A 24,104-nucleotide genomic window follows, 5' to 3' on the forward strand; every position below is an offset into this window, starting at 1 on the left:
CCACATCACGGCGGCGACCGGCCAGGCCCGCGCACAGCGCGCCCGCCAGATCGGAGTCGGTGGACAGGGGCAGGTGGGGGCCGTGGGGCGCGGGGGGGCGCCCCCGGCGCCCCCCCCCCCGCCCCCCCGATCGCCGCGGCCACCTGCTCGTGTGGGCGTTGGGGGCCCCGGGGGGCCCCCCCCCGCGGATGCTGTGCCGTCACAGGAAGATTCTGAACGATGAACCGCCGGAATCGAGCCACTGCGTGCCGGAGGGGCGCCCCTATTGATTTTGTCAGTGGCTGACGTTAATGTCGGCGGCATGATGGTGGCGGACCTCACATGGCCGGAGGCCGGTGACCTCGGCAACAGCGGGGCGCTGCTCGTGGTGCCCGTGGGGTCCACCGAGCAGCACGGCCCCCACCTGCCCCTGTCCACCGACACCGATCTGGCGGGCGCGCTGTGCGCGGGCCTGGCCGGTCGCCGCCGTGATGTGGTGGTCGCCCCGGCCGTCGCATACGGCGCCAGCGGAGAGCACAGCGGTTTCCCGGGCACGCTGTCCATCGGGCAGGCCGCACTCGAACTGCTGATCGTCGAGCTGTGCCGGTCGGCGACCGATACTTTCGAGCGAATCGTGCTGGTCAACGGGCACGGCGGAAATGTGGAACCGCTGCGCCGGGCGGTGACCCTGTTACGCAGCGAATCCCGCGATATCCGGCTGTTCCTGCCGCACTACTCCGGCGACGCCCACGCCGGCCGCACCGAAACCTCCCTGCAACTGAGCCTCGCACCGGACCGGGTGCGCGGCGATCGCGCCCGGCCCGGCGATACTCGCCCACTGTCCGAGGTGCTGCCGCAGTTGCGTGCCGGCGGAGTACGCGCCGTCAGTGCCAACGGGGTCCTCGGCGACCCCACCGGCGCCACGGCCGCCGAGGGGGAGCGGCTGCTCACCGGTCTCGTCTCCCAGTTGTTCGATCAGGTCCGGCAATGGTGGCCGGAACCAATGGAAAGGATCCGACCATGAACCCGTGGTTCGAAACCGTCGCCGAGGCCCACCGCCGGGCGAAGAAACGGCTGCCGAAATCCGTGTACGGCGCCCTGGTCGCCGGTTCGGAGCGCGGCCAGACCATCGACGACAATCAGGCCGCGTTCACCGAGCTCGGTTTCGCCCCGCATGTCGCCGGCCCGATCGGCGAACGCGACCAGTCCACCACCGTGATGGGTCAGCAGATCTCGATGCCGGTCCTGATCTCGCCGACCGGCGTGCAGGCCGTCCATCCCGACGGTGAGGTCGCGGTGGCGCGAGCGGCCGCCGCCCGGGGGACCGCCATGGGGCTGTCGTCGTTCGCGAGCAAACCGGTGGAGGAGGTCGTCGCCGCGAATCCGATGACCTTCTTCCAGCTCTACTGGTGCGGCAGCAAGGACGATATCTCCGCGCGGATGGCGCGGGCGAAGGCCGCCGGTGCGGTGGGGCTGATCCTCACGCTCGACTGGTCGTTCTCGATGGGGCGCGACTGGGGCTCGCCGGTCATCCCGGAAAAGCTGGACCTGCGCACCATGGCGAGTTTCGCGCCGCAGGTGGTCGTGAAGCCGCGCTGGCTGACCCGCTACCTGCGTTCGGGTACGCTGCCCGATCTCACCGCCCCCAATATGGCCCTCGGTGATGCCCCCGCTCCCGGTTTCTTCGGCGCGTACGGCGAATGGATGGGCACCACTGCCCCGGATTGGGCCGATGTGGCCTGGGTCTGCGAACAGTGGGACGGGCCGGTGATGCTCAAGGGTGTGATGCGGGTGGACGACGCCCGGCGTGCCGTCGATGCCGGTGTCGCGGCCATTTCGGTGTCCAACCACGGTGGTAACAACCTGGACGGCACGCCGGCGTCCATCCGCGCACTGCCGGTGGTGGCCGACGCGGTGGGCCACGAGGTCGAGATCCTGCTCGACGGCGGTATCCGGCGGGGGAGCGATGTCGTGAAGGCCGTCGCGCTCGGTGCGCGGGCGGTGATGATCGGCCGCGCCTACCTGTGGGGCCTGGCGGCCAACGGTCAGGCCGGGGTCGAGAACGTGCTGGACCTGCTGCGCGGCGGTATCGATTCCGCGCTGCTCGGGCTGCGCAAGACCAAGGTCACCGAGCTGGACCGGTCGGACATCGTGGTCCCGGAGGGTTTCGAACGCCGGCTGGGCGTCGATACGCCGGCGCAGTTGCGGGTCCCGGACTCGGCCGCGGAAGCCGTATAACGGCATCAGGGTCGTCGCAGCGCGACACTGGACGCGTGAGCATCAGAACCGTGGCGTCCAGGGTCGTGTACGAAAATCCGTGGATGACGGTGCGCGAGGACCGGATCGAGCGCGGGGACGGGTCGCCCGGCCTGTACTCGGTGGTCGAGAAACCGGACTTCGCGCTCGTCCTCCCCATGGAGAACGAGGGCTTCCATCTCGTGGAGCAATATCGGTATCCGGTACGCGCCCGGAGCTGGGAGTTCCCATCCGGCGCGTTTCCGGCCGGGGTGACCGGGAGTCCGGAGGAACTGGCCGCGGCCGAACTCGCCGAGGAGACCGGTTTCACGGCGGGCCGGCTGGAACGACTCGGCCGGGTTCAGATCGCGAATGCCATGACCGGGGAGGGCTGCCATGTTTTCCTCGCCACTGATCTGTCGCCCGGTGAGCCGAATCGCGAGCACACCGAACAGGATATGCGCCAGCAGTGGTTTTCACGGTCGGAGGTGGAGGGCATGCTGCGAGATGGGGTGATTTCGGACGGTCCGTCGCTGGCCGCCTATCTGTTGCTGAAACTTCGCATGCCGTAGCGCCCCGCGGCCGCGCTCCGGAGGTTACGATTTAGGGTTGCCTTACTTCTAGCTGTGCGGTGGTCGGTCGTTAAGCTCGCTCTGCTCGACTCCCGGCACAGCGGCGTCCACCGTGGCTGTGCCCTGTTCCACCCGCAGCCCACTTCCGAAGGAGTGCGATCGGTGACCGCTCCCGAGTTCCGCTATTCAGACCTGCTCCCGATCGGCGCCGACGACACCCCGTACCGGCTGCTCACCACCGAAGGTGTCAGCACCTTCGAATCCGGCGGCCGGACCTTCCTGCAGGTCGACCCCGAGGTGCTGCGCATGCTCACCGCCGAGGCGATGCACGACATCAGCCACTATCTGCGGCCCGCGCATCTGGCGCAGCTGCGCCGCATCATCGATGATCCCGAGGCCAGCGGCAACGACCGGTTCGTCGCATTGGACCTGCTCAAGAACGTCAATATCTCGGCCGGTGGCATTCTGCCCATGTGCCAGGACACCGGCACCGCCATCGTGATGGGTAAGAAATCCGAGGGCGTGCTCACCGGTGTGGACGACGCCGAATGGATCAGCCGCGGCGTATTCGACGCCTACACGAAACTGAATCTGCGGTATTCACAGCTGGCCCCGCTGACCATGTGGGACGAGAAGAACACCGGCTCGAATCTGCCCGCGCAGGTCGAGCTGTACTCCACCCCCGGCGATCCCGCGCAGCCGTCCTACAAATTCCTGTACATGGCCAAGGGCGGCGGTTCGGCGAACAAATCCTTCCTCTATCAGGAAACCAAGGCCATCCTGAATCCCACCCGGATGCTGGAGTTCCTGGACGAGAAGATCCGCTCGCTGGGCACCGCGGCCTGCCCGCCCTACCACCTCGCCGTGGTCATCGGCGGAACCAGTGCCGAATTCGCGCTGAAAACCGCCAAATACGCCTCCGCGCACTATCTGGACAACCTGCCCACCGAAGGGTCGATGACCGGGCACGCCTTCCGGGATCTCGAGCTCGAGCAGGAAGTGTTCAAACTGACCCAGTCGTTCGGGATCGGTGCTCAATTCGGCGGAAAGTACTTCTGCCACGATGTGCGCGTGGTGCGGCTGCCCCGGCACGGCGCGAGCTGCCCGGTCGCATTGGCGGTCTCCTGCTCCGCCGACCGGCAGGCGCTTGCCAAGATCACGCCCGAAGGTGTGTTCCTGGAACAGCTCGAACGCGAACCCGCGCAGTACCTGCCGGAGCAGACCGACGAGATCCTCGGCGGCGATGTCGTCGAGGTCGATCTGAACCGCCCGATGGACGAGATCCGCGCGGAACTGTCGAAATATCCGGTGAAGACGCGGCTCTCGCTGTCCGGTCCGCTGGTTGTGGCCCGCGATATCGCGCACGCCAAGATCAAGGAGCGGCTGGACGCGGGCGAGGAGATGCCGCAGTACCTGCGGGATATGGCCGTCTACTACGCAGGTCCCGCGAAGACCCCCGACGGTTATGCCTCCGGTTCGTTCGGCCCCACCACCGCGGGCCGCATGGATTCCTACGTCGACCAATTCCAGGCGGCCGGTGGTTCGTTCGTGATGCTCGCCAAGGGCAACCGCTCCGCCCAGGTCACCCGCGCCTGCAAGGAACACGGCGGGTTCTACCTCGGGTCTATCGGTGGCCCCGCCGCCCGGCTCGCCCTGGACTGCATCAAATCGGTGGAGGTCCTCGAATACCACGAACTGGGTATGGAGGCGGTCTGGAAGATCGAGGTCGAGGACTTCCCGGCGTTCATCGTGGTCGACGACAAGGGCAACGATTTCTTCGCCGAGACCCAGAAGCCGATCGCCCTGCGCGTGCGGACCCGGTCGAAGGAACGCGTCTGAGCCGGTCGCCATCGGAACTCCCGGTCGCCGCGCGAGTCCGGGAGTCTCGGTTTTCGTAGCAGTGCACACGGCACGGGTTCGAAGTCCCGGTTCGTTCGGCCGCGCTCGCGCGGGAGTCGATCGCCGCCCCCCGGGCGGCGCGGGGGCCGGTATCCGGTGAAGTGTTGCCCGGTTCGTAGTCACGGCGATACCCTCAGTCCGGTTAGCAGAGGCTAACCTTGGATCGGGCTGGATGAGGTCGAGCTGTGGATTTGAATAGGCGTCATGTCTTCAAGGTCGGCCTGGGTTTGGGTGCGGTACTGCTGGTTGCCGGTTGCGGTGACGGTTCGTCACCCACCGAGGGGTCCGACGGCCCGCCGCAGCGGGGTGGGACGTTGCGGGTCGGTGCGATCGGGAAAGCGTCCAAGATCGAGCGCGACCCGCACCAGACATTGAGCAACGAGAGTGATTTCCTGATCGCCTCGCTCGTCTACGATGCGCTGACCGTTCCGGGTGCGGATCCCAACGTGGCTCCACGGCTGGCATCGCGGTGGGAAGCCGATGCGCAGCAGCGGAAGTGGACCTTCACGATCGCGGACGGGGCGCGATTCCACGACGGCCGTCCGGTGACCTCCGCCGATGTCGTCTGGTCGCTGCGCCGGCTGCACGAGATCGCGGGCGAAACCAAGGTGCCCGTACCGTCCGGTGCCGATATCCAGCCCGCCGGTCCGAACGCGGTGGTGCTGACCTGCGCGGCCCCGAACAGTCAGTTACCGCTGCTGCTGCGGATGATGACATTCGTGGTGCCCGCGGGGACCACCGATTTCGACGCGGCGGTGGGCACGGGACCGTTCCGGCTGGAGTCCTACGACAACGGAAATGCTCGTCTGGTACGCAACGAGAACTGGTATCGAGAAGCGCCGTTGCTCGACGCCGTCGAAGTCACGCTGTTCGAAAGTCCGGAATCGATGGCCAATGCGATCATGGCGGGCCAGATCGATCTCGCCTCGAGCGTGGGCGCCGTGGCCGGGCGGACGGCCGAATCCCGCGACGAACTGGAGGTGATCCGACGGCCGAACGATGTCGCGGTCGCGATCGCGATGCGCACCTCCGACGGGCCTTTCGCCGATCCGCGGGTGCGGGAAGCGCTGCGGCTCACAGTGGATCGCGAAGCGATGGTGGCCCAGGTGCTGTCGGGGTACGGCACCGTCGCCAACGATATTCTCGGCACCGCCGACCCCGAATACGATACGTCGATACCGCAGCGCGAACGCGATATCGACCGCGCCCGGCAATTGCTCGCCGACGCGAAATTCGACACCACGAAGACGTATCGCCTGCTCACGAAACAGGAAGCGGTGGGTGAGGTCGAGTCGGCGAAGGTTTTCGCGAGCCAGGCCGCTGATATCGGCCTGAAAATCGAGGTCGTAGTGCAGGAGGCGAACGCCTTCTACGACGAGACCTGGCTGACGGCGCCGCTGTATACGGTGAACTGGGGCACCAACGATTCGGTGGTCTTCTTCGCCAGCAAGGTCATGTACTCGCGAACCAAATGGAACGAGACCGGCTTCCGGGATACCGCGTTCGACCATGCCTATACCGATGCCCTCGCCGCACCGCCCGGCGCCGAGTACACCGCGGCCTGCCGGGATATCCAGCGGATCCAGCACGATCACGGCGGATACATTGTGTGGGGGATGGCCGACGGTATCGATATCGCCTCCAGATCCGTGCACGGCCTGCCGACACTGGGCGGATACGGCCGGGTGCAGCTCGAGCGGGCGTGGTTATCGCGTTGATCGGATTCGCCGCGACGGTGGCGCGCCGGATCGGGCTGCTGTTCGCCCTACTCGCAATGGTGTTCGTGGTCGTCGACCTGCTGCCCGGTAACGCGGCCCGAGCCGTGCTGGGACGGGATGCGAGCGCGGAACGGATCGCGGCCGAGGAGCACGAACTCGGCCTGGACCGGCCGCTGCCCGTCCGCTTCTGGGATTGGATCAGCGGGGCGGCGACGGGCGACTTCGGGACCACCGCGCGCGGGCAGTCGGTGAACGAACTGCTGGCGGACAAGTTTCCGCAAACGCTGCTGCTGGCGTCGGTCGCCATGTTCCTGACCGTGACGGTAGCGCTGCTGCTGGGTCTGTGGTGGGCGGCGCGGCCCACCGGCCTGGCCGCGCGCGCACTCCAACCCGGTTCTGCCTTCGTGATCGCGGTGCCCGAGTTCGTCATCGCGACTCTGCTCGTTCTCGTGTTCTCGCTATGGCTGGACTGGCTGCCCGCGGTGACCTTCACCGACCGATCCGGATATCCGGCCGGTGCGGACATGCTGATCCTGCCGGTGCTGGCCCTGGCGATACCGCAGGTGGGCTGGAACCTGAGGGTCGTCCGGGGCGCGGTGGCCGATGCCGCCGCCGCGCCGCATGTGGAAAGCGCGGTCCTGAACGGGCTTCCGGAGCGCACGGTTCTGCTGCGCCATATCCTGCCGTTCGCCCTGCCGACCATCGCGATGTCGTTCGCCACCTCGGTCGGCACCCTGTTCGGTGGCGCACTGGTCGTGGAGACGATCTTCAACTATCCGGGGATGGGTGCCATGATCGCCGGTTCCGTATCCGATCGGGATACGGCCCTGGTCGCGGCGGTCGTCGCCGTCACCGGGGCGACGATCATGGGCATTCTGCTGGTGGCCGATGCCATCCGGGTGTGGTCGAATCGAGGCCGGCCGTGACGCTGTCGACCACCGCTCGCCGTTTCCGGCCCGCCACCGCCGCATTCCGGCTCTGGCTGCCCGCGCTGCCCGCCGTCGTTGTGGTGGTTGCCGCGATTCTAGGGCCCGTACTCGCGCCACATCCCGTCGATCACCCGGTCGGAATCACCTTCGCCGAACCGAGCGGCGAGGCCTGGCTGGGCGGTGACCGGCTCGGCCACGACGTCTCCAGCCAGTTACTGCACGGTGGATGGGGGCTGTTGCTGGTCGCCGTGCTCATCGCGCTGCTGGTGACCGGATGCGCGGCGGTGCTCGGCTCCGTAGCCGCGCTGTACCCGAGGGTGGGCGCGTGGATCGAACGGGCCGCGGACCTGGGCATGCTCCTGCCTCCGGTGCTGGCGATGCTGCTGTTCATGCTGTCCTGGCCGGAATCCGGCGCCGTGGGACTGGTCATCGTCTGCGTTGTCGCCGGGACGCCGTACACCGCGCGTGTTTTCGCGGCCGCGGCCGCCGGGGTCGCGTCTTCCGGTTTCGTCGAGGCGGCTCGGGGTCGCGGGGAGGGCGCGGCGTATCTGGTGGTCCGGGAGGTGCTGCCGAACCTGCGGGAAACGCTGCTCACTCAGCTGGGTCTGCGTTTCGTGGAGGCGATGTATCTGGTGAGCACCGCGGCCTTCCTGCAGTTGCCGACCACGCTCGGCGACGCCAACTGGGCGGTCATGGTCCGCGAGAACGCCTCCGGCATCCTGCTCAACCCGGCCGCCGTCCTGGCCCCGAGCCTGGCCATCGGATTGCTCGCGGTGAGTGTGAACAGTGCCGTGGCGGCCTTCGGGCGGGGGAGGCGCGGCGTATGACCACAGGAGTTGCGGTCGAGAATCTCTCGATCCGGTCGGTCTCCGGCGCCGACTTGCTGGCACCCACGTCGTTCCAGGTACCGCCGGGCACGATCACAGCGATCACCGGACCGTCCGGCGCCGGTAAAACCACCTTGATGCGGGCGGTACTCGGTCATCTGGCCGCGGGCGCCACGCGCGTGAACGGTTCGGTCCATATCCGCGGACAGGACATCTTCGCATTGCACCGCAAGGCATTACAGGCCTTCCGCCGCGAGCATCTCGCCTATGTCGGCCAGGATCCGGGCGCCGCGCTGAACCCGGCCATGCGAATCCGTTCACTCCTCGCCGAGGCGTCGCCGGGAACCGCCCATGCCGCACAAGTCGCGGCGCTCGGCCGGGTGGGGCTGCCGGAAGAGTTGCTGCGCCGCCGGCCGGGGGAACTGTCCGGAGGTGAACAACGCCGCGTAGCACTCGCATCGGCGCTGGTCCGCGGGGCCGGTGTGCTCGTCCTCGACGAGCCGCTGGCCGGACTGCACGGACAACTGCGTAACGATATCGCGGACCTGCTGCGATCGCTGGCCGCCGACGAGAAGATCGCCGTGCTGGTGTCCGGCCACGACACCGCGACCTTGCATCGACTGGCCGATGATGTGCTCTGTCTGGGCGAACCACGGGCCGCGTTGCTCGGTGAATTGCCCGTATCCACCGGCCCCGTCGTGGGGGACCGGGTCGCGCTGCGTGCGGAGGCGATATCCGCTCACGGGGGCAGCCGCAGGCTGCTGGAATCGGTCGATCTCACCGTCGGCACAGGTGAATCGGTGGCGCTCGTCGGTCCGTCCGGGGCCGGCAAGACCACTTTGGCGCGGGTACTCGCGGGCCTGCACACCTCGGCGTCGGGGAACCTCGAGGTGAACGGACGCCGGCTGGGCATCGGGGATGCGCGCCGTGGCCGCCGCGACCGCCGGCGCATCCAGCTCGTACCCCAGAACCCGCTGTCCACGCTGAACCCGAAACACACTGTATTGCAGAATTTGTCGCGGCCACTGCAGCTGAGCGGAACCCGGTCGCGCGATGTGGCCGCCCGTGCCGCAACCCTGTTGGAGAAGGTCGGGCTGGACCCCGCGATGTTGCCTCGCTACCCGGACGAGCTGTCGGGCGGCCAGCGGCAGCGGGTCGCGATCGCCCGGGCGCTGGCCGCCGCGCCCGAGGTTTTGGTCTGCGACGAGATCACCTCCGCCCTCGACGCCGAAACGGCCGCCGCGATCATGGCCGTGGTCGACCGCACCCGCATCGACAGCGGAATGAGCGTGCTCGTCATCAGCCACGATATGTCGTTGGTGGCCGGGCACTGTCACCGGATACTCGTCCTCGCGGACGGCCGGGTCGTGGAGACCGGGGACACCGCCGCTGTTCTCGCCGAGCCCACCGCCCCACAGACTAAAGCCCTGCTCGCCTGACCCGGCGGTGCCGGATGTGCGGGCCGCGCCCGGTGCAGGTTCGGCCACGGCCCGGTGGCCGGGTTGCCTGGGTGAAGAACTCCAGCGAGGTGCTTCGAGGCGACTCCCACACCCCAGGAACCGGCCTCCGGATCACAAGCATCGTGGAGAACGTCATCGGTCAGGCCGATGGCTGTGCATACCGTCCGATTGCGGCAATGTGCCGGGCCGGTTGGAACCCTCGACGGTCCTCGACGTAGAAACGTCGTTCGGGACGACGCGTGTGGCGCAAATCCGGAACCGGCGAGGGTGGACCGGTCTTGCTGCTGCCCGGAATCATGGGCATCGGTTTGGTGCGGCACCGGTTCGAGAAATTCGCCCCACGGTGCTGGTGCTGTTCGGTGTCGAAACAGTGGTCGACGACCCCGAAATCGGAGCCGCTCGGGCCCGGAAGTACATTCCGTCCGTCGACGTGGAGATAATTCCGGGCATCGGGCACGATCTGCTGTGGGCGAACCAGGGGGGTGGTCATACCCCGGTTTCTTGAATTCGCCGACAAGCACGACCGAATCCGGAAGTGACGGTCCGGACGTCACGGCTCTCCAGCCCGCTGGGCCGAATTCGAGCGGTCGGCGCCGCTGGGCGACCCTCGGCCGGCCACGGCGGTATTTTCCGCCTGTGCGGCCTGCGGCTCTCGCAGCCGCGGCGGCGGCATCATCGACGTGGGTATCGTGGCCCGTTCGAATGCCGAATTCGGCTGGATCCGTGCGGTGACGGCCGGTGGAGTTCGCCGGGCGGGGTTGTCCGTGCCGACGTGGGTTTCACCGGTCGGGCCGGTCGTCGCTGCCGGTCGGCGGGCGGGCCCGGTTCAGGTGGTGGGGAAGAGTTGGTCGAGGTGATAGCGCACCAGTTCGGCGGCGGCGTCGGCAGTGTGCCGGCCGGCCAGTATGCCGGTGCCCAGGCCGTTGGCCAACGCGACCAGCCGGGCAGCTTCCCGTTCGGGGTCGAGGCCGGGAGTGAGCTCGCCGTGGTCGGCGGCGCGGATGAGGGCGTCGGTGAGTTGCTGCTGGAGGCGGCCGATTCCGGCGGCGAAGTCCGGTGTGGCCAGGTCGGGGTCGGTGAGGGCGAGCATGGCGTAGGAGGTGCCCACCAGATGGAAGACACGGCTGGGTTCGTCGGTCGGTAGCGCTTCGGTGAGAAAGGCTTCGATGAATGCGCGTGGTGGGGCCGGGTCCGGCAGGCCGGCGAGTCGGTCTGCCCAGCGGCGATGGGATTGCTGTTCGAGGTGTTGCAGGGCGCCGGTCATGAGTCCGGATTTTGTGTGGAAGTAGTACTGCACCAGGCGAAGTGAGATCCCGGCTTCGGTGGCGACCGAGCGCATGGTGACCGCGTGCAGGCCGTCGCGGGCGGCGACACGGACGAGCGCCTCGGCGATCTGTGCTCGGCGGGCCGCGTGATCGGCGGTTCTGGGCACCGGGTTCTCCTGATCTCCGGAATTGATACATTTGTATACGGTACACGTGTATCACACTGGAGGTGAGTATGCCGATCGACCAGGATCGTGCGGTAACCGGTGACCGGGATGCACTGCGGGCGGTCGCGGTATCCGCCGTTGCCTGCACGGCACAGTTCATGGTGGTGCTCGATATCTCCGTGGTGAACGTGGCACTACCGTCGATTCGCAACTCACTCGGGCTGAGCGAAGTCGCTTTGGGCTGGGTCGTCAACGCGTATGCGCTGGTGTTCGCAGGACTACTGCTGCTGGGCGGGCGATCGGCCGATCTGTTCGGGCGCCGGCGCATGCTGCTGGCGGGTCTCGCGGTGTTCGCCGGGGCAGGCCTGGCGGGCGGGCTGGCGGATTCGGGCGCCTGGCTGATCGGTGCGCGAGCGGTACAGGGTGTGGGTGCGGCGGCGCTTGCGCCCGTGACGCTGGCGATTCTGACCACGACCTTCGAAGAAGGACGGGCACGGACACGGGCGCTGGCAGTGTGGACTGCGCTCGGCCTGGCGGGCGGTACCGCGGGCAATCTGCTCGGTGGCGTGCTGACCGAATGGGGGACGTGGCGGTCGACATTGCTGGTCAATGTGCCGATCGCGCTGGTCGCGGTCATCGTCGCGGTGCGAGTGATCGACGCCGACAGCCCGGTCTCCCCGCCTCGGCTGGATATACCGGGCGCGGTGCTGGTGACCGGCGGGCTCTTGGCATCGGCGTATGGCATCGGCGAGGCCGCTTCTCTCGGCTGGGCCGCGGTCCCGGCCCTGACGGGGCTCGGTGCCGGTGGGCTGCTGCTCTCGGCATTCGTGCTGGTGGAGAGCCGGTACGCAATGTCACCGCTGCTTCCCGTGCGGCTGTGGCGGATCCGGTCGGTGGCCGCGGGCAACCTGCTCCTGTTCCTGGCCGGCGCCTGTTTGAATCCGATGTGGTTCTTCCTCAGTCTGTCGATGCAGGCCGGGCTCGGTTACGGTCCGCTGGAGACCGGCCTGGCGTTCCTGCCGCACACCGTGGTCGCGATCGTGGTCGGTGCCTGGGCGACACCCTGGTTGATGCGCTACGTAGAGGGGCGGTTGCTGATAGCGGCAGGCGCTCTCGCCGCGGCCGCCGGGTTCCTGTGGCAGGCCCAGTTGAACCACGCCAGTGGCTATATCGACGGACTACTGGGCCCAGCGGTGGTTTTCAGTGTCGGAGCCGGATTGCTGAACACACCGATCACCGCGGCTGTGACATCCGGAGTCGGCCGGGGCGAAGCCGGTGCGGCGGCCGGGCTGATGAACACGACCAAGCAGGCCGGGGCCGCACTCGGACTGGCCGTGCTGATCACGGTGGCCACACCGGGCACGCTCGCCGGCTACAACCGGGCCTTCGTGGCGATCGCGGTGATCATGGTCGCGGTCGCTGCCGGCTCGATCCTGCTGCCCGGGCGGCGCGATACCGCTGAACCGACACAGTAGGTCCACTGGGGAACGAATCGGATGGCGTCTGCCGCCGGCCGATACATCCTGGTCCCGGGCGCCGATATAGCAGATGGGTCGGGAAAATGCACCAGATCGATCCACGGGAAGGAGGTGGGAGCGATGGGTTCCTTCGGACTCGATGTCGGTGTGGGTATCGACCTGTTCCTCAGGTGGCTCGCCGTGATGTTCGGGCTCGACGTCGGCATCAGCTGACACGATGAGCCCATTGTCGCGCCGTCGGCAACTGTCTTTTTCCGGACAGTTGCACCTGCGAGGGCGGTGACCGTGGTGGGCGCCGGGCCGCCACTGCCAACTCGCTCTCAGTCCTTGTTCCACGGAAGAAAGCTGCGCCCGCTCCGGGTACATGCTGCTCGGGCGGGCGCATCGTGCATGTCGCTCGCATCGCGCGGTCAGTGACATGCCCCCGATGAGGTGCCCCGATGTTCCGGTACTTGACCTTGTCACTGTGACAAGGTCTTCACTGGTCGTCGGAGGTGGTAACCATCAACTCGACACACAGGAACTCACAACACACGCAATTGGTCGGCGCATTGGCCGCCCGGGACTCGTCGACGCGGCTACAGGCGGCGCTGTCCGCCGGCACCCATCCCGTGCCCGAGTTCGTCGACGCACTGGTGCAGCGGTGCGCGGTAGAACCGGACTTCTTCGTGCGCGATATGCTCACCTGGGCGCTGACCAGGCTTCCGTCGCAGATCACGCTTCCGAAACTCCGTGCTGAACTGGCTTCGGATCGAGCGCAGGCGCGCAGCCAGGCTCTGCATACGCTGTCCAAGATCGGTGACCGCGCCGCTTGGCCCGCAATCACCCGATCACTGCTGCGCGACCCTGACGACGAGGTCGCGCGGACCGCTTGGCGCGCTGCCGTCGTGCTGGCGCCGGACGAGGAGAAGAGCGCACTGGCCGCAGAACTGGTCACCCAATTGGGCCGGGGCGATCGAGAAGTCCGGCTCAGTCTCAGCCGGGCCTTCGTCGCGCTCGGTGAGATGGCCGAGCCCGTACTCGAGGCGGCTACGGCAGCAGAGGACCCGGTGGTGCGGGCACATGCGAGCGCCACCCAGCGCCTCCTGCACGACCCGGACGCCGGTTTCGACCTAGCGATCGACGCGGCCCGGCGCGTGGTGGCCCTCGGACCGGACGGTGCGGAGGCGGCCGCATGCTGATCGGTGAGGTCGCACGACGCTCGGGGGTGAGTACGCGGATGCTCCGGCATTACGACTCCCTCGGGCTCGTGCGGCCGACCGGCCGTACCGTGGGCGGCTACCGCGAATATTCTCCCGAGGACATCCGGCGGATTTTCCATGTGGAGGGCCTGCGGTCGCTGGGATTGTCGCTGCGTCAGATCGGACGTGCCCTCGACGACCCCGGTTTCGCCCCGTCCACACTGGTCGGTGACCTCATCCGGAAGACCGGCGAACGAATCGACCGGGAACAAGAGCTTCTCGACCGGCTCCGCGCCGTCGATGCCGCCGGCCCCTCCGGCTGGCAGGATGTCTTGCGTATCGTCGAGCTCCTGCACGGACTCGGTTCGCCGTATGCCGCGCGGCGGCAGCAGGCGGTTCTGGCTCCGGCCGAGGATGTGCCGCCGCGTGCCGAATTGCTGGCCGCCGCAATTCTCGCCGAAACCGATCCCAACGTCGCCGGCTCACTGCGGTGGGCCCTCGCCAGAGCCGAGGGGGATGCGGTGGACGGTCTCGCGTCCGGTCTGCGCTCGGCCGACGCCGATATCCGCCGGCGCGCGATCCGTGCGCTCGCCGAGTTGCCCGAGGCCACTGCCGTGCTGACCGGCGCGCTCACGGATCGGGACCCGACGGTCCGCCGGTATGCGGCCCTTGCCCTGGGCTCTCGGGGTGTTACCGCGGCTGTCCCGGAACTCATCCGCACGGTCGTCGAGGGCCCGAACGATGTGGAGGCGGCCGAACTGCTGGGCGGTCTGGCCGAGGACGCCGTATGGGCGGACCGGATCATGACCGCGCTGGCCGCCGAGTTCGCCGCGCATGAGAACGACCCCGCGGCGCGCACGCGACTGACCCAGGCCCTTGCCGAGATGCCGGGGAATCTCGCACTGGACCTTCTTCGGCAACTCACCCACGATGACGAAAGGGCCGTCGCCCTGCTCGCATCGGCACTCGTACGAGCGGTCGAGGAACGGTCTGCCGCGGATAGGTGAAGCAGTTCCGCCGGTCGCACGATGCGCTGGACCGGACCGCTCGTGTAACGCGGCCGTTCAGTCCGCGTGCAGGGAGTCGATAGCGGCCCGGAGTTTCGCCGTCGCCTCGGCGGCGACGGGGTTCAACGCGGGCTCGGCGGTGACCTCGACCATGATGTCGGGGTTCATCGCTTCGACGATGACGGTGCCGGCGGCGGCGGGGTCGCGGCGGACCACCACATTGCACGGCAACAGCAGCCCGATACGCCGGTCCACACCGACGGCCTGATGCGCCAGCGGCGGGTTGCAGGCGCCGAGGATCAGGTATTCCTCCATCTCCGCACCGAGTTTGGCCTTCAGCGTTGCCTGCATATCGATTTCGGTCAGCACCCCGAAACCTTGTTCGGACAGTGCGGTGCGGGTCATTTCGACGGCCTCGTCGAAGCCGGTGTGCAAGGTGGTCGACAGTGCGATGTCCACGGTATGTCCTTTCGGTGTCCGGTTTCCGGGCGAAGGCCGCCCCGGCGGCGGATCTGCGTGCGCCGGTCAGGCGAGGGCCAGGAACAGCTTCTCCAATTCGGCCTCGGTCATCGGCTCGGAACCGTTTTCGGTGTCTTCCGTCATGCATTCGCGCAGGCCGGTAGCGATGATCTTGAACCCGGCGCGGTCCAGTGCGCGGGAAACGGCCGCGAGCTGCGTGACGACGTCTTTGCACTCACGACCCTGTTCGATCATCGAGATCACCCCGGCGAGCTGCCCGTGCGCCCGGCGCAGCCGGTTGAGCACCTGGGTGATCGTTTCGTCGTTACCGACCATCGCAGTTTCCTTCCATCGCGTTCTCCTCCCACAATACCCCGGGGGGTATATTCGGGCAGGTGTCGGCGAGCGCAACCGGTCCGGTTTCCGCGGCCGAGGTCGTGTCAGTGCGAGTGTCAGGCGGGTGTCAGTGCGCTGTCAGTGACCCCGGCGAAAGTCTTCGTATCGCCAGAGATATTCGAAGGAGACACCATGTCCAGCACTGTGACCGATCAGAACAACGCCGCCTCGCGGACCAGCGAACGGGATACCCGGAAATTGCAGCAGGTGATCGACGATATCGTCGATTCCGGTTTCACCGGGATCACCCTGCGGGTGCACGACGAGCAGGGTGAATGGGTCGGCAGCGCCGGAGCGAGTGCCCTGGGCGAAACCACGAAACCTCCGGTCGATGGTCATATCCGGATCGGCAGCAATACCAAGACCTTCACCGCCACCCTCGTACTGCAACTGGTGGCCGAGGGCAGGATCGGGCTGGACAACGCGGTTGCCGGATATCTGCCCGAATTCGGCATCGACGAGCGGATCACGGTGCGGATGCTGCTGCAGCACACCAGCGGGATCTTCAACTTCACCGGCGAGTACTACCCGGACGGGACGGTCGTACCGGGTATCGCCAGCACCATTTCGGGTAAGGAGTGGGTGGACAACCGGTTCCGCACCTACCGGCCGGAGGAGCTGGTACGGCTGGCGTTGTCCAAACCCGCCCGGTTCGAGCCGGGTAGCGGCTGGAGCTACTCCAACACCAACTACGTCGTGGCCAGGCTGCTGATCGAGCGGGTCACCGGACAGTCGGTCGCGCAGGAGATGGAACGGCTGATCCTGGGGCCGCTGGGACTGACGGGCACCGTGGCGCCGACCACCCAGACCGAGATCCCCGCACCCCACGCCCACGCCTACTACCGCTACGACGATGCCGGTGCGGAGCGGACGGTCGACGTCACCCGGCACAATCCCTCCTGGATCTCCAGCGGCGGAGACATGATCTCGACCACCCGCGACCTGCACCTGTTCATCTCCGCCCTGAACAGCGGGAAACTCCTGCCGGCCGAACTGCTGGCGCAGATGCGCACACCCCACCCGACAGGCATCCCCGGCATGGACTACGGCCTCGGCGTGTTCGTCCAGGAAACCGGTCACGGCACCCTCATCACGCACAACGGCGGTGCCGCGGGTCATGCGGCGCTCATGTTCAGTACGCCCGACGGCGGCAGAACTCTGACCGCCACACTGAACTATGTCGACGATGCCGCGCTGTCCCTGTCGGCGGAGTTCCAGCGGGCAGTGCAGCGGCTCGTCGACGAGGTCTTCGGTGCCGAGCCTGCCGAATGATTTTCGCCGGTAGTGAGCTCCCGGCACAGCTCGCATCGCGTTCACCGGCGGCTGCGCCACAATCATCGTGGTTCCCGATGTCTAGGCTCCGCTCATGACCGTGCTGCGTTCCATTCTTCTGTTCGTCCTGGCCGCCGTCGCGGAAATCGGCGGCGCCTGGCTGGTCTGGCAGGGGGTACGCGAACACCGCGGGTGGGCCTGGATCGGTGCCGGTGTCATCGCACTCGGCCTCTATGGTTTCGTCGCCACACTCCAGCCCGACGCCCACTTCGGGCGTATCCTCGCCGCCTACGGAGGAGTTTTCGTCGCCGGGTCACTGCTGTGGGGCATGGTCCTGGACGGTTTCCGTCCCGATCGCTGGGATATCGCCGGAGCCGCCATCTGTCTCATCGGAGTCGCCGTCATCATGTACGCGCCCCGGCCGGCCTGAACAGCAGGCCGAACCGTCAATCCTGTTCGAACAAGTGGTCGTAGCCGATCACGAAAGAATTGTCCGAGGGATCGACCACCACCTGACGCCGATCACCGACCCGCGGTGGCGGTGCGCCGGCGGGCACCTCACAGTCCGCTTTGAACGGGGCGAAACCCGGTTCGCTGATCCGGACCCGTAATTCGGCGACATCCGGGGACTCGCCCCCTTTGCGTATTCGCACGGAGAGGATCTCTGCTGTCGCCGGGACCCCGGCGGACCGGAATTGCCGCTCGGTCCCCCGCCACTTGTAGGTCTGCACCGCGAGCGTGAGCCCGATCGGAAAGGTGATGATTCCCGGGCACAGTGCACTGGCCGGCGAATCCGCCGTCAATGCGACGATCGGCCCCACGAGAACCAGGCAGGCCGCAATCGCATACGTGATCACCCCGGCGACCGGCCCGATGAGTTCGACCTGTCTCGGGTCTTCTCCCTCGCTACCGGACACGCCGATGATCTTATGCGGCAACGCGACCCACTGAGGCGGGAACGGATCGTGACTGCCGGAAGTACGCCCACATCGAACGGGCGTCGCCGGGGCGATCGTCCGGCTCAGATCCCGCCAGGGCGAGCCATTCCGCCCGATAGGGTCAAGCGTGGGCGCGCAGTTTCGCGGCGCGTTCGCGTGGGTCGTAATCGGGCGCCACACCTTCGATCAACAGCAGGTCGCCGTCGATGTGATCGGCGCGCAAGGGCAGGATCTCCTGGTACGCGGCCGAGTGGTACCAGTCGCGGGCCTCGTCGATCCCGGGGAACTCGATCAGCACCATACTTCCCGGCCAGTCGCCTTCCAAGATCTCGACCGGGGGTCCGTGGATGACGAATCGGCCACCGAACGGGTCCAGCGTGGCCTGGATGCGTTCCAGGTATTCGAGAATATCGGGGTGCGGTCTGCGATTACGCAGGTGCGCAAAACCATAGGCGGACATGTTGTGACGGTAGGTTCGTGCCGTGCCGGGCGGCAATTACCGCTGAGGTAAAGGCGCAGCCGGCCGGGTCAGGGCGTTTCGGTGCCGGAGAGGCGGGCACGGGCCAATTCGGTGGCGCCGTGTTCCAGGGTCATCCACAGTGCGGTGATGTCGTCGACGAGGCGGTCGCGGTCGACCGGGAGATCTCCGCCGGCCCAGGACAGGATCGCTTGGGCGGTGCCGCCGATGACGAAGGCGGGGGCGGTGGCGGCCAGGGAGTCCTGTTCGAGGGACACATCGTGGGTGGTGCGGGCGTGGGCGATCAACGCGGCAGTGAGCCCGGTGATGACGGCGGCGCGTTTCTCGTGCGCAACCGGGGTGGTGGAGACGCCACCCAGGAGTACGAGCGCTTTGCGCGGATCGTCGCCGAGGATATCGACGACAGCGGTGATGGCGCCGCGGGCCTGTTCCTCCACGGGCCGGTCGAGCAGCGGAATGTAGCCGGCGACGGCTGCCTCGGCCACCTCGGTGGCAATCGTTTCGATCACCGCGTCGGCGAGGGCGTCGAGGCCGTCGAAGCTTTCGTAGAAGTAGCGTTTATTGAGTTCGGCCGCCCGGCACAGTGCCTCGACCGTGGCCGTGCGCCAGCGGTTGTCGGCCATTTCGGTGAGTGCGACGTCGATCAGTGCCGTGCGCCGCCGCAGAAGCCGCGTGCGAGCGGAATCTCCTGCGTACTTGCGTTCGGCGGTCGGCACGCGATCATCCTCCCATTTCCGCGCCGGGGCATTGACACGCGATTCGAGTATCTGGCACAGTTTCGTACCAAATAAACTGGTACGAGAACGTACCAGATTGGAGTGGGTGATGACGGTACATCCGGAACAACAGCAGTCGGCGCCGCGCGCGATATGCGCCGAGCTGCGGGAACAAGCGGCGGTGCGGCCGGTCTCGGCGCGTGTGCAGGCGTGGGACTACCTGACCGGTCTCGGTGCGCGGGACGATCACGCCGCCTTGGCGGAGATGTTCGCCGCCGGGGTAGCGCCGGACGGGCCGGACGGGAAGCTGGAGGGCCTGATCGTCGGGAAACTCTTCGGGATCCCCGAAGCCCGGTTGGCGAACCCGCTGATGCGCATCGACCCGACCTGGCGGGGTAAGACGTTCGACCTGGCGGGCGGGGTCGGCTGGAACAGGCTCTCGCCGATCGCCGGTGTGGTGATGCCGATCATCACCGCGGGCTACTTCGGCCTGCGCCGCGCCGGTGGGGAAATGGAGGGTTTCGATTTCGCACACGCACTGGCGCCGAGCTGGCTCGAATCCGCCAAGACCGTGCGCGCCCTCGACTATTCGGTGTCCGAATACCGTAATCCGACTGTCCGGACCTTCCCCATCGGGCGGACCCGCGACGAAATCGTGGAGGTGATCCCCGGCGTCTACCTCGGCCGGGCACTGCTGCGGATGAACGACGGTGCGATCAGGCTCATCGCCTACTTCGCATTGCGCGAGCCGATCGGCAGCCCGCTGTGATCGACGTGCGCGGCGCCCGGGTGTGCATCACCGGCGGGGCGCGCGGAATCGGCCGGGCCACCGCCGCGGAATTCATCGCCCGCGGTGCCCGGGTATGGATCGGCGACCGTGATCTACCGGCCGCCGAACAGACCGCTGCCGAAATCGGTGCCGTAGCCCACGCGCTGGATGTCACCGACGAAGACAGCTTCCGCGCTTTTGTAGCGGCAGCGGAAGCCGAGGGTCCGATAGATATCCTGGTCAACAATGCCGGCGTCCAGTTCATGGGCGGTTTCGCCGATCGAGATCTCGCCGCCGTACAGCGCGAACTCGCGGTGAATCTCGGCGCCGTGCTCACCGGCGTGCACCTGGTACTGCCCGGGATGCGCCTGCGGCGGCGCGGGCATATCGTCAACGTCGCTTCCATGGCAGGCAAGGTCACCACACCCGGTATCGCGACCTACTGCGCGTCGAAGTTCGGTGTCGTGGCGTTTTCCCGCGCGCTGCGTGCCGAACTCGCGGGCTCGGGCGTTACCGTGACGGCCGTGCTACCCGCGGCGACCCACACCGACCTCACCTCCGGCGTGCGGTTGCGCTTGCAGCCCACGCTGACTCCGCAGCAGGTCGCCACCGTGATCGCCGACAGCGCCGGCCACGGCCGCGGTGAGGTGACCGTACCCCGCTGGCTCGCACCGATAGGCCTGGTCGAGGAGCTGATCCCGGCGCCGGTTCTGTGGTGGCTCAAACGTTTCGTCGGCGGTACCGAGTACGGCGGATACGACCCGGCGCAGCGGAAGGACTATCTGGATCGCATCCAGCAACGGTGATCCACGGATTCCGCAACAGCGTCCGCTCCGGAAACCGATTGCATCGGCGCGGCTCGCCGGTGGCGGCGTAGCGGGGAGCAACCACACCGCCGCCTCGATTTCGAGGCACAGGAGCGGGACGAAGCTGTGCGGCACCTACCCCTGAGACCCACCCGGTTGCCTCGCGGTGAGAATGGTGAGCATGCCCGAAACCGACCGCGCCGATGGCCTGACCGTCGGTCAGGCCGCGAAACATCTGGGCGTGACCGTGCGCGCGCTGCACCACTGGGACGACATCGGTCTGGCGCGGCCCTCACTGCGCACCGCGGCCGGATACCGGCTGTACACCGCGGGCGATCAGGAACGCCTGCATCGTATCGTCGTCTACCGCGAACTCGGCCTCGGCCTGGACCGGATCCAGGGCATCCTGGACGATCCGGCCGCCGACGTGGCCGAAGCCCTGCGTGCGCAGCGCGCGCAGGTCGCCGAACGGATCGACCGGCTCCAGCAACTCGGCGCCGGGCTCGATCGGATGATCGAAGCTCATGAACGTGGGCTGCTCCTCGACGCGGACCAGCAGGTGGAGGTCTTCGGGCCCCGGTGGAATCCGGATTGGCCGACCCGAGCCCGTGAGCGCTACGGCGATACCGCGCAATGGCAGCAATACGCCGAACGCGCGGCCGCCCGCAGCCCGGAAGAATGGCAGGCTGTCGCCGACACCGTGACCGCCTTCGACGGCGCCCTCGCCGACGCGATGGAGGCCGGTATCGAACCCGACAGTCCGGCCGCGAATCAGCTCGTCGAGCGGCACCGCGAAGTGTTCAGTTCGTCGTACTTTCCCCTCACCAGGCAGATGCAGGTCTGTCTGGGCCGCATGTACGAGACCGATCCGGGGTTCGCCGCCCACTACGACGGTATCCGAGCCGGTCTCGCCACCTGGTTCCGCCGAAGCGTCGACGCCGGCGCCCGCGCCCACGGTGTAGACCCCGACACTGCGGCCTGGCAGTAGCAAAGTCCGGACATCTCCGGCGCATCTGGAGATTCCTCGCTCATTCCGCTGGTTTCGATGGAAGGCTCGGACGGGCGTGGGGCACAACCGAATGGTCAACCAAGTCGAATACGGTGCTGAGCAGGGAGGCGCGTGGTGCAGGTTCGTAATCCGTTCGCGGCGGACGGAAGGTTCCCCGATATCGTCGTGACAGCGGTGGCGGCTTCCACCTCCATCGCCGGAGATATCGACGCGACCTGGGCCGGCCTACTGGCCGGTGCGTCCGGCATCGATCGCCTGGAGGAGCCCTGGGTCCAGGAATACGACCTCCCGGTGCGGATCGGCGGACCGTTGAAGGTCCGGCCGGAAACGCTTCTGACTCGGGTGGAGTTGCGGCGTCTGGCGTATGTGGAACGCCTGGCCACGGTGCTCGGCCGGGAAGTCTGGCGGAATGCGGGAAGCCCGGAGGTCGACCGGGACCGGCTCGCGGTGGCGATCGGTACCGGCCAAGGCGGTGGCGACGCGGTCGTGGAGGCTCGCGACACACTCGAAAGCTCCGGCTATCGGCGGGTTTCGCCGCTGGCGGTCCAGATGATGATGCCCAACGGCCCGGCAGCGGTGGTCGGCCTCGAACTCCAGGCCCGCGCCGGTGTGGTGACCCCGGTGTCGGCCTGCTCGTCCGGTTCCGAGGCGATTGCGCGGGCCTGGCAGATGATCGCTATGGGCGATGCCGATATGGCGGTCGCCGGCGGCGTCGAAGGCTATATCGACCCGGTACCGATCGCGGCGTTCTCGATGATGCGGGCGATGAGCACTCGCAACGACGACCCGAGGGGGGCGTCACGTCCCTTCGACGCCGACCGCGACGGTTTCGTCTTCGGCGAAGCCGGCGCCCTGCTGATCCTCGAAACCGAGGAACACGCCCGAGCCCGCGGTGCCACCGTTCTCGCCCGCGTGCTCGGTGCCGGGATCACCTCCGACGGTTTCCATCTCGTCGCGCCCGACCCTACGGGCACCGGCGCGGCGCGCGCGATCACCCGCGCGATGCAGACCGCGGGTCTGAACACATCGGACATCACCCATGTCAACGCGCACGCCACCGCGACACCGATCGGCGATACCGCCGAAGCGTCGGCGATCAACCGGGCCGTCGGCACTCATCCCGCCGTGTATGCGCCGAAATCCGCGCTGGGACATTCGATCGGAGCCGCCGGCGCCCTGGAATCGGTACTCACCGTCCTCAGCATCCGCGACGAGGTCATCCCACCGACACTGAACTTGGACAACCAAGACCCCGCTGTCGACCTCGATATCGTCACCGGTGCGCCCCGCCGCGGCCGAATCGATTACGCGATCAACAATTCGTTCGGATTCGGGGGTCACAACGTCGCACTGGCTTTCGGTCGGCGATGAAAGCCGGTTGAGGCTCTTCGGTGTCCTTTTCGCCGTGACCACCTCGTTCGGTCGTGCGACGGCGCTACCGGTGTCGACGTGGCCGGCCGCACTACTGTGCCGGACGATAATTGCCGCTTCCGACCCGAGCCGGAGATCCTGCCAGGGCTCGGCGCAGCGCAGCCCGCATCCCCGGCCCGGGATGCAGGGAACCTCGTATGTGTATCGACCCGCGGAACCCTTATGCGCTGTGTGTCGCGAAGTCTGCCCAGCCGTCGGTGGCGCTCGGGAACAAGGGCGCCCACCGGGTCGTCTCCCGGAATCGCGCGTTGCTGACGCGCAACGACCGGGTCAGGGATGTGGTACGGGCACCCAGGAGTATCGCGAGGCGGCCGGGCGCTCGGAGGTAGTGGGTGCGCCCGGCGGCATGAGCGATCGCCTCGGCGTACTGGTACTTCGTGATCGGGTGGTCATCGACCACGTTGTAGACACCGGCAGGGACTGTGAGGGCGGCCGCCACGGCCTCGCCCGCATCAGCGAGGTGAAGGGAGGAAACGAAACTGTCGCGACGCCCGAACATCGGCGCGATACCGCGGCGGGCCATTGCCAGGAATTCTCTGCTGTGGATGGATTCGGGCCCGTAGAACAATCCGAACCGCAGAACGACGCCGGCTCCGCCGGAATCGACGAACGTCTGCGTACTCGCTTCCGCGGCATGGTTGGTGCGGGCCAGCGGAAAATCGTCGGTGAGCCACTGCTCGTCGATCCACCGGTCTGCTCTGTCGCGGTAGATCATGCAGACCGACTCCTGGATCAACCGGTCGACACCCGCGGCGCCGGCGGCCGCGGCCACTGCCGCCGACCCTTCCGTGCGTATCCGCGCGTTCTCCGCCCACGCGCGACTGTCGAGGAACTTCGAGGAGGGCGGCAGCGCGGTGGCGAGATTGGCCACGGCGTCGTGGCCGGTGAATGCTTCGGCCAACCGGTCACGGTCGAAAAGTGACACGGTGACCGGCTCGGCGCCCTGCGCCCGGAGGGCGGCAGCTTTCTCCGGAGTACGGGCCAGCCCGGTAACCGTATGACCGGCACCGATCAGGGCCGGGACGGTTCGGCTACCGAGCGCCCCGGTGGCGCCGGTGACGAAAACCTTCATCGCTCGGTCGCTCCTCTCGGGTCGGCGGTGCCCCACACGCG

The 24,104-nt window shown here is 67.5% G+C and carries 25 protein-coding genes; 18 read left to right on the forward strand and 7 right to left on the reverse strand.

Going from position 1 to position 24,104, the window contains the following annotated elements; translation table 11 throughout:
* The first annotated feature begins 301 nt into the window (after positions 1–301).
* The 9 genes from mftE to QH195_RS22030 all read left to right on the forward strand — a co-directional run bounded on the left by mftE (position 302) and on the right by QH195_RS22030 (position 10,124).
* Positions 302–1,003, forward strand: coding sequence for a mycofactocin biosynthesis peptidyl-dipeptidase MftE (mftE, locus tag QH195_RS21990; protein WP_432278254.1), 702 nt, complete (start codon positions 302–304; stop codon positions 1,001–1,003).
* A complete protein-coding gene (gene mftD, locus QH195_RS21995) occupies positions 1,000–2,217 on the forward strand; it encodes a pre-mycofactocin synthase MftD (RefSeq protein ID WP_280436820.1) in 1,218 nt (405 codons plus the stop codon). The genes mftE and mftD overlap by 4 nt, the downstream gene beginning before the upstream one ends.
* 83 nt (positions 2,218–2,300) lie before the next feature.
* Positions 2,301–2,786 carry an NUDIX hydrolase gene (locus QH195_RS22000; RefSeq protein ID WP_280436838.1) on the forward strand — a complete coding sequence of 162 codons (486 nt, stop codon included), beginning with the start codon at positions 2,301–2,303 and terminating at the stop codon, positions 2,784–2,786.
* Positions 2,787–2,948: 162 nt separating this feature from the next.
* A complete protein-coding gene (locus QH195_RS22005; protein ID WP_280436821.1) occupies positions 2,949–4,625 on the forward strand; it encodes a fumarate hydratase in 1,677 nt (558 codons plus the stop codon).
* 245 nt (positions 4,626–4,870) lie between these two features.
* Positions 4,871–6,403: an ABC transporter substrate-binding protein gene (locus QH195_RS22010; RefSeq protein WP_280436822.1), complete on the forward strand. Its 1,533-nt coding sequence runs from the start codon at positions 4,871–4,873 to the stop codon at positions 6,401–6,403.
* A complete protein-coding gene (locus tag QH195_RS22015; protein ID WP_280436823.1) occupies positions 6,388–7,329 on the forward strand; it encodes an ABC transporter permease in 942 nt (313 codons plus the stop codon). Before QH195_RS22010 ends, QH195_RS22015 begins: the two co-directional genes overlap by 16 nt.
* Positions 7,305–8,159, forward strand: coding sequence for an ABC transporter permease subunit (locus QH195_RS22020; RefSeq protein WP_280436824.1), 855 nt, complete (start codon positions 7,305–7,307; stop codon positions 8,157–8,159). Before QH195_RS22015 ends, QH195_RS22020 begins: the two co-directional genes overlap by 25 nt.
* The gene (locus QH195_RS22025) at positions 8,156–9,598 is read left to right on the forward strand and encodes an ABC transporter ATP-binding protein (RefSeq protein WP_280436825.1); all 1,443 of its coding nucleotides are present in this window, start codon (positions 8,156–8,158) and stop codon (positions 9,596–9,598) included. The genes QH195_RS22020 and QH195_RS22025 overlap by 4 nt, the downstream gene beginning before the upstream one ends.
* A gap of 364 nt (positions 9,599–9,962) precedes the next feature.
* Complete coding sequence (locus tag QH195_RS22030) at positions 9,963–10,124, forward strand: hypothetical protein (RefSeq protein ID WP_280436826.1); 162 nt, start codon at positions 9,963–9,965, stop codon at positions 10,122–10,124.
* A gap of 321 nt (positions 10,125–10,445) precedes the next feature.
* Here the strand turns inward: QH195_RS22030 and QH195_RS22035 are convergent, their stop codons facing one another.
* Complete coding sequence (locus tag QH195_RS22035) at positions 10,446–11,051, reverse strand: TetR/AcrR family transcriptional regulator (protein WP_280436827.1); 606 nt, start codon at positions 11,049–11,051, stop codon at positions 10,446–10,448.
* Between the two features lie 68 nt (positions 11,052–11,119).
* On the opposite strand from QH195_RS22035, the gene QH195_RS22040 reads away from it, so the two are divergent.
* The 3 genes from QH195_RS22040 (at position 11,120) to QH195_RS22050 (ending at position 14,717) form a co-directional block, all read left to right on the forward strand.
* Positions 11,120–12,526: an MFS transporter gene (locus QH195_RS22040; protein ID WP_280436839.1), complete on the forward strand. Its 1,407-nt coding sequence runs from the start codon at positions 11,120–11,122 to the stop codon at positions 12,524–12,526.
* 497 nt (positions 12,527–13,023) lie between these two features.
* Positions 13,024–13,710, forward strand: a complete 687-nt coding sequence (locus QH195_RS22045; protein WP_280436828.1) for a HEAT repeat domain-containing protein — start codon at positions 13,024–13,026, stop codon at positions 13,708–13,710.
* Positions 13,704–14,717: a MerR family transcriptional regulator gene (locus QH195_RS22050; protein WP_280436829.1), complete on the forward strand. Its 1,014-nt coding sequence runs from the start codon at positions 13,704–13,706 to the stop codon at positions 14,715–14,717. The genes QH195_RS22045 and QH195_RS22050 overlap by 7 nt, the downstream gene beginning before the upstream one ends.
* 57 nt (positions 14,718–14,774) lie before the next feature.
* Here QH195_RS22050 and QH195_RS22055 read toward each other — a convergent pair whose 3' ends face one another.
* The gene (locus QH195_RS22055; RefSeq protein WP_280436830.1) at positions 14,775–15,176 is read right to left on the reverse strand and encodes a DUF302 domain-containing protein; all 402 of its coding nucleotides are present in this window, start codon (positions 15,174–15,176) and stop codon (positions 14,775–14,777) included.
* A 66-nt stretch (positions 15,177–15,242) separates the two neighbouring features.
* On the reverse strand, positions 15,243–15,512 hold the full coding sequence (locus QH195_RS22060) for a metal-sensitive transcriptional regulator (RefSeq protein ID WP_280423217.1): 270 nt from the start codon (positions 15,510–15,512) through the stop codon (positions 15,243–15,245).
* Between the two features lie 192 nt (positions 15,513–15,704).
* On the opposite strand from QH195_RS22060, the gene QH195_RS22065 reads away from it, so the two are divergent.
* Together QH195_RS22065 and QH195_RS22070 are read left to right on the forward strand one after the other, a co-directional pair.
* Entirely contained in the window at positions 15,705–16,844 is a 1,140-nt protein-coding gene (locus QH195_RS22065; protein WP_280436831.1) for a serine hydrolase domain-containing protein, read from the forward strand.
* 94 nt (positions 16,845–16,938) lie between these two features.
* Positions 16,939–17,274: a YnfA family protein gene (locus QH195_RS22070; RefSeq protein ID WP_280423215.1), complete on the forward strand. Its 336-nt coding sequence runs from the start codon at positions 16,939–16,941 to the stop codon at positions 17,272–17,274.
* Between the two features lie 16 nt (positions 17,275–17,290).
* Here QH195_RS22070 and QH195_RS22075 read toward each other — a convergent pair whose 3' ends face one another.
* The 3 genes from QH195_RS22075 to QH195_RS22085 form a co-directional block, all read right to left on the reverse strand.
* The gene (locus QH195_RS22075; RefSeq protein WP_280436832.1) at positions 17,291–17,761 is read right to left on the reverse strand and encodes a hypothetical protein; all 471 of its coding nucleotides are present in this window, start codon (positions 17,759–17,761) and stop codon (positions 17,291–17,293) included.
* 142 nt (positions 17,762–17,903) lie between these two features.
* A complete protein-coding gene (locus tag QH195_RS22080) occupies positions 17,904–18,242 on the reverse strand; it encodes a DUF1330 domain-containing protein (RefSeq protein WP_280436833.1) in 339 nt (112 codons plus the stop codon).
* Between the two features lie 68 nt (positions 18,243–18,310).
* Entirely contained in the window at positions 18,311–18,976 is a 666-nt protein-coding gene (locus QH195_RS22085) for a TetR/AcrR family transcriptional regulator (RefSeq protein ID WP_280436834.1), read from the reverse strand.
* 109 nt (positions 18,977–19,085) lie between these two features.
* On the opposite strand from QH195_RS22085, the gene QH195_RS22090 reads away from it, so the two are divergent.
* The 4 genes from QH195_RS22090 (at position 19,086) to QH195_RS22105 (ending at position 22,931) form a co-directional block, all read left to right on the forward strand.
* Positions 19,086–19,745 (forward strand): hypothetical protein, encoded by a 660-nt coding sequence (locus QH195_RS22090; RefSeq protein WP_280436835.1) that lies wholly within the window; start codon positions 19,086–19,088, stop codon positions 19,743–19,745.
* Complete coding sequence (locus tag QH195_RS22095; protein WP_280423210.1) at positions 19,742–20,551, forward strand: SDR family oxidoreductase; 810 nt, start codon at positions 19,742–19,744, stop codon at positions 20,549–20,551. Before QH195_RS22090 ends, QH195_RS22095 begins: the two co-directional genes overlap by 4 nt.
* A gap of 181 nt (positions 20,552–20,732) precedes the next feature.
* Complete coding sequence (locus QH195_RS22100; RefSeq protein WP_280436836.1) at positions 20,733–21,539, forward strand: MerR family transcriptional regulator; 807 nt, start codon at positions 20,733–20,735, stop codon at positions 21,537–21,539.
* Between the two features lie 135 nt (positions 21,540–21,674).
* Positions 21,675–22,931 carry a KasA/KasB family beta-ketoacyl-ACP synthase gene (locus tag QH195_RS22105; RefSeq protein ID WP_280423208.1) on the forward strand — a complete coding sequence of 419 codons (1,257 nt, stop codon included), beginning with the start codon at positions 21,675–21,677 and terminating at the stop codon, positions 22,929–22,931.
* A gap of 220 nt (positions 22,932–23,151) precedes the next feature.
* On the opposite strand, the gene QH195_RS22110 is transcribed toward QH195_RS22105, so the two are convergent.
* Positions 23,152–24,104 (reverse strand): NAD-dependent epimerase/dehydratase family protein (locus QH195_RS22110; protein WP_348537354.1); only part of this gene is annotated, 953 nt, incomplete at its 5' end.

This window comes from Nocardia carnea (assembly GCF_029868855.1).
Lineage (GTDB): Bacteria > Actinomycetota > Actinomycetes > Mycobacteriales > Mycobacteriaceae > Nocardia > Nocardia carnea_A.

Coding starts and splice junctions, on each gene's coding strand:
- QH195_RS22050 (WP_280436829.1), top strand. CDS start 13,704: ATGCTGATCGGTGAGGTCGCACGACGCTCGGGGGTGAGTACGCGGATG.
- mftD (WP_280436820.1), top strand. CDS start 1,000: ATGAACCCGTGGTTCGAAACCGTCGCCGAGGCCCACCGCCGGGCGAAG.
- mftE (WP_432278254.1), top strand. CDS start 302: ATGATGGTGGCGGACCTCACATGGCCGGAGGCCGGTGACCTCGGCAAC.
- QH195_RS22100 (WP_280436836.1), top strand. CDS start 20,733: ATGCCCGAAACCGACCGCGCCGATGGCCTGACCGTCGGTCAGGCCGCG.
- QH195_RS22090 (WP_280436835.1), top strand. CDS start 19,086: ATGACGGTACATCCGGAACAACAGCAGTCGGCGCCGCGCGCGATATGC.
- QH195_RS22080 (WP_280436833.1), bottom strand. CDS start 18,242: ATGTCCGCCTATGGTTTTGCGCACCTGCGTAATCGCAGACCGCACCCC.
- QH195_RS22040 (WP_280436839.1), top strand. CDS start 11,120: ATGCCGATCGACCAGGATCGTGCGGTAACCGGTGACCGGGATGCACTG.
- QH195_RS22000 (WP_280436838.1), top strand. CDS start 2,301: ATGACGGTGCGCGAGGACCGGATCGAGCGCGGGGACGGGTCGCCCGGC.
- QH195_RS22070 (WP_280423215.1), top strand. CDS start 16,939: ATGACCGTGCTGCGTTCCATTCTTCTGTTCGTCCTGGCCGCCGTCGCG.
- QH195_RS22065 (WP_280436831.1), top strand. CDS start 15,705: ATGTCCAGCACTGTGACCGATCAGAACAACGCCGCCTCGCGGACCAGC.
- QH195_RS22025 (WP_280436825.1), top strand. CDS start 8,156: ATGACCACAGGAGTTGCGGTCGAGAATCTCTCGATCCGGTCGGTCTCC.
- QH195_RS22060 (WP_280423217.1), bottom strand. CDS start 15,512: ATGGTCGGTAACGACGAAACGATCACCCAGGTGCTCAACCGGCTGCGC.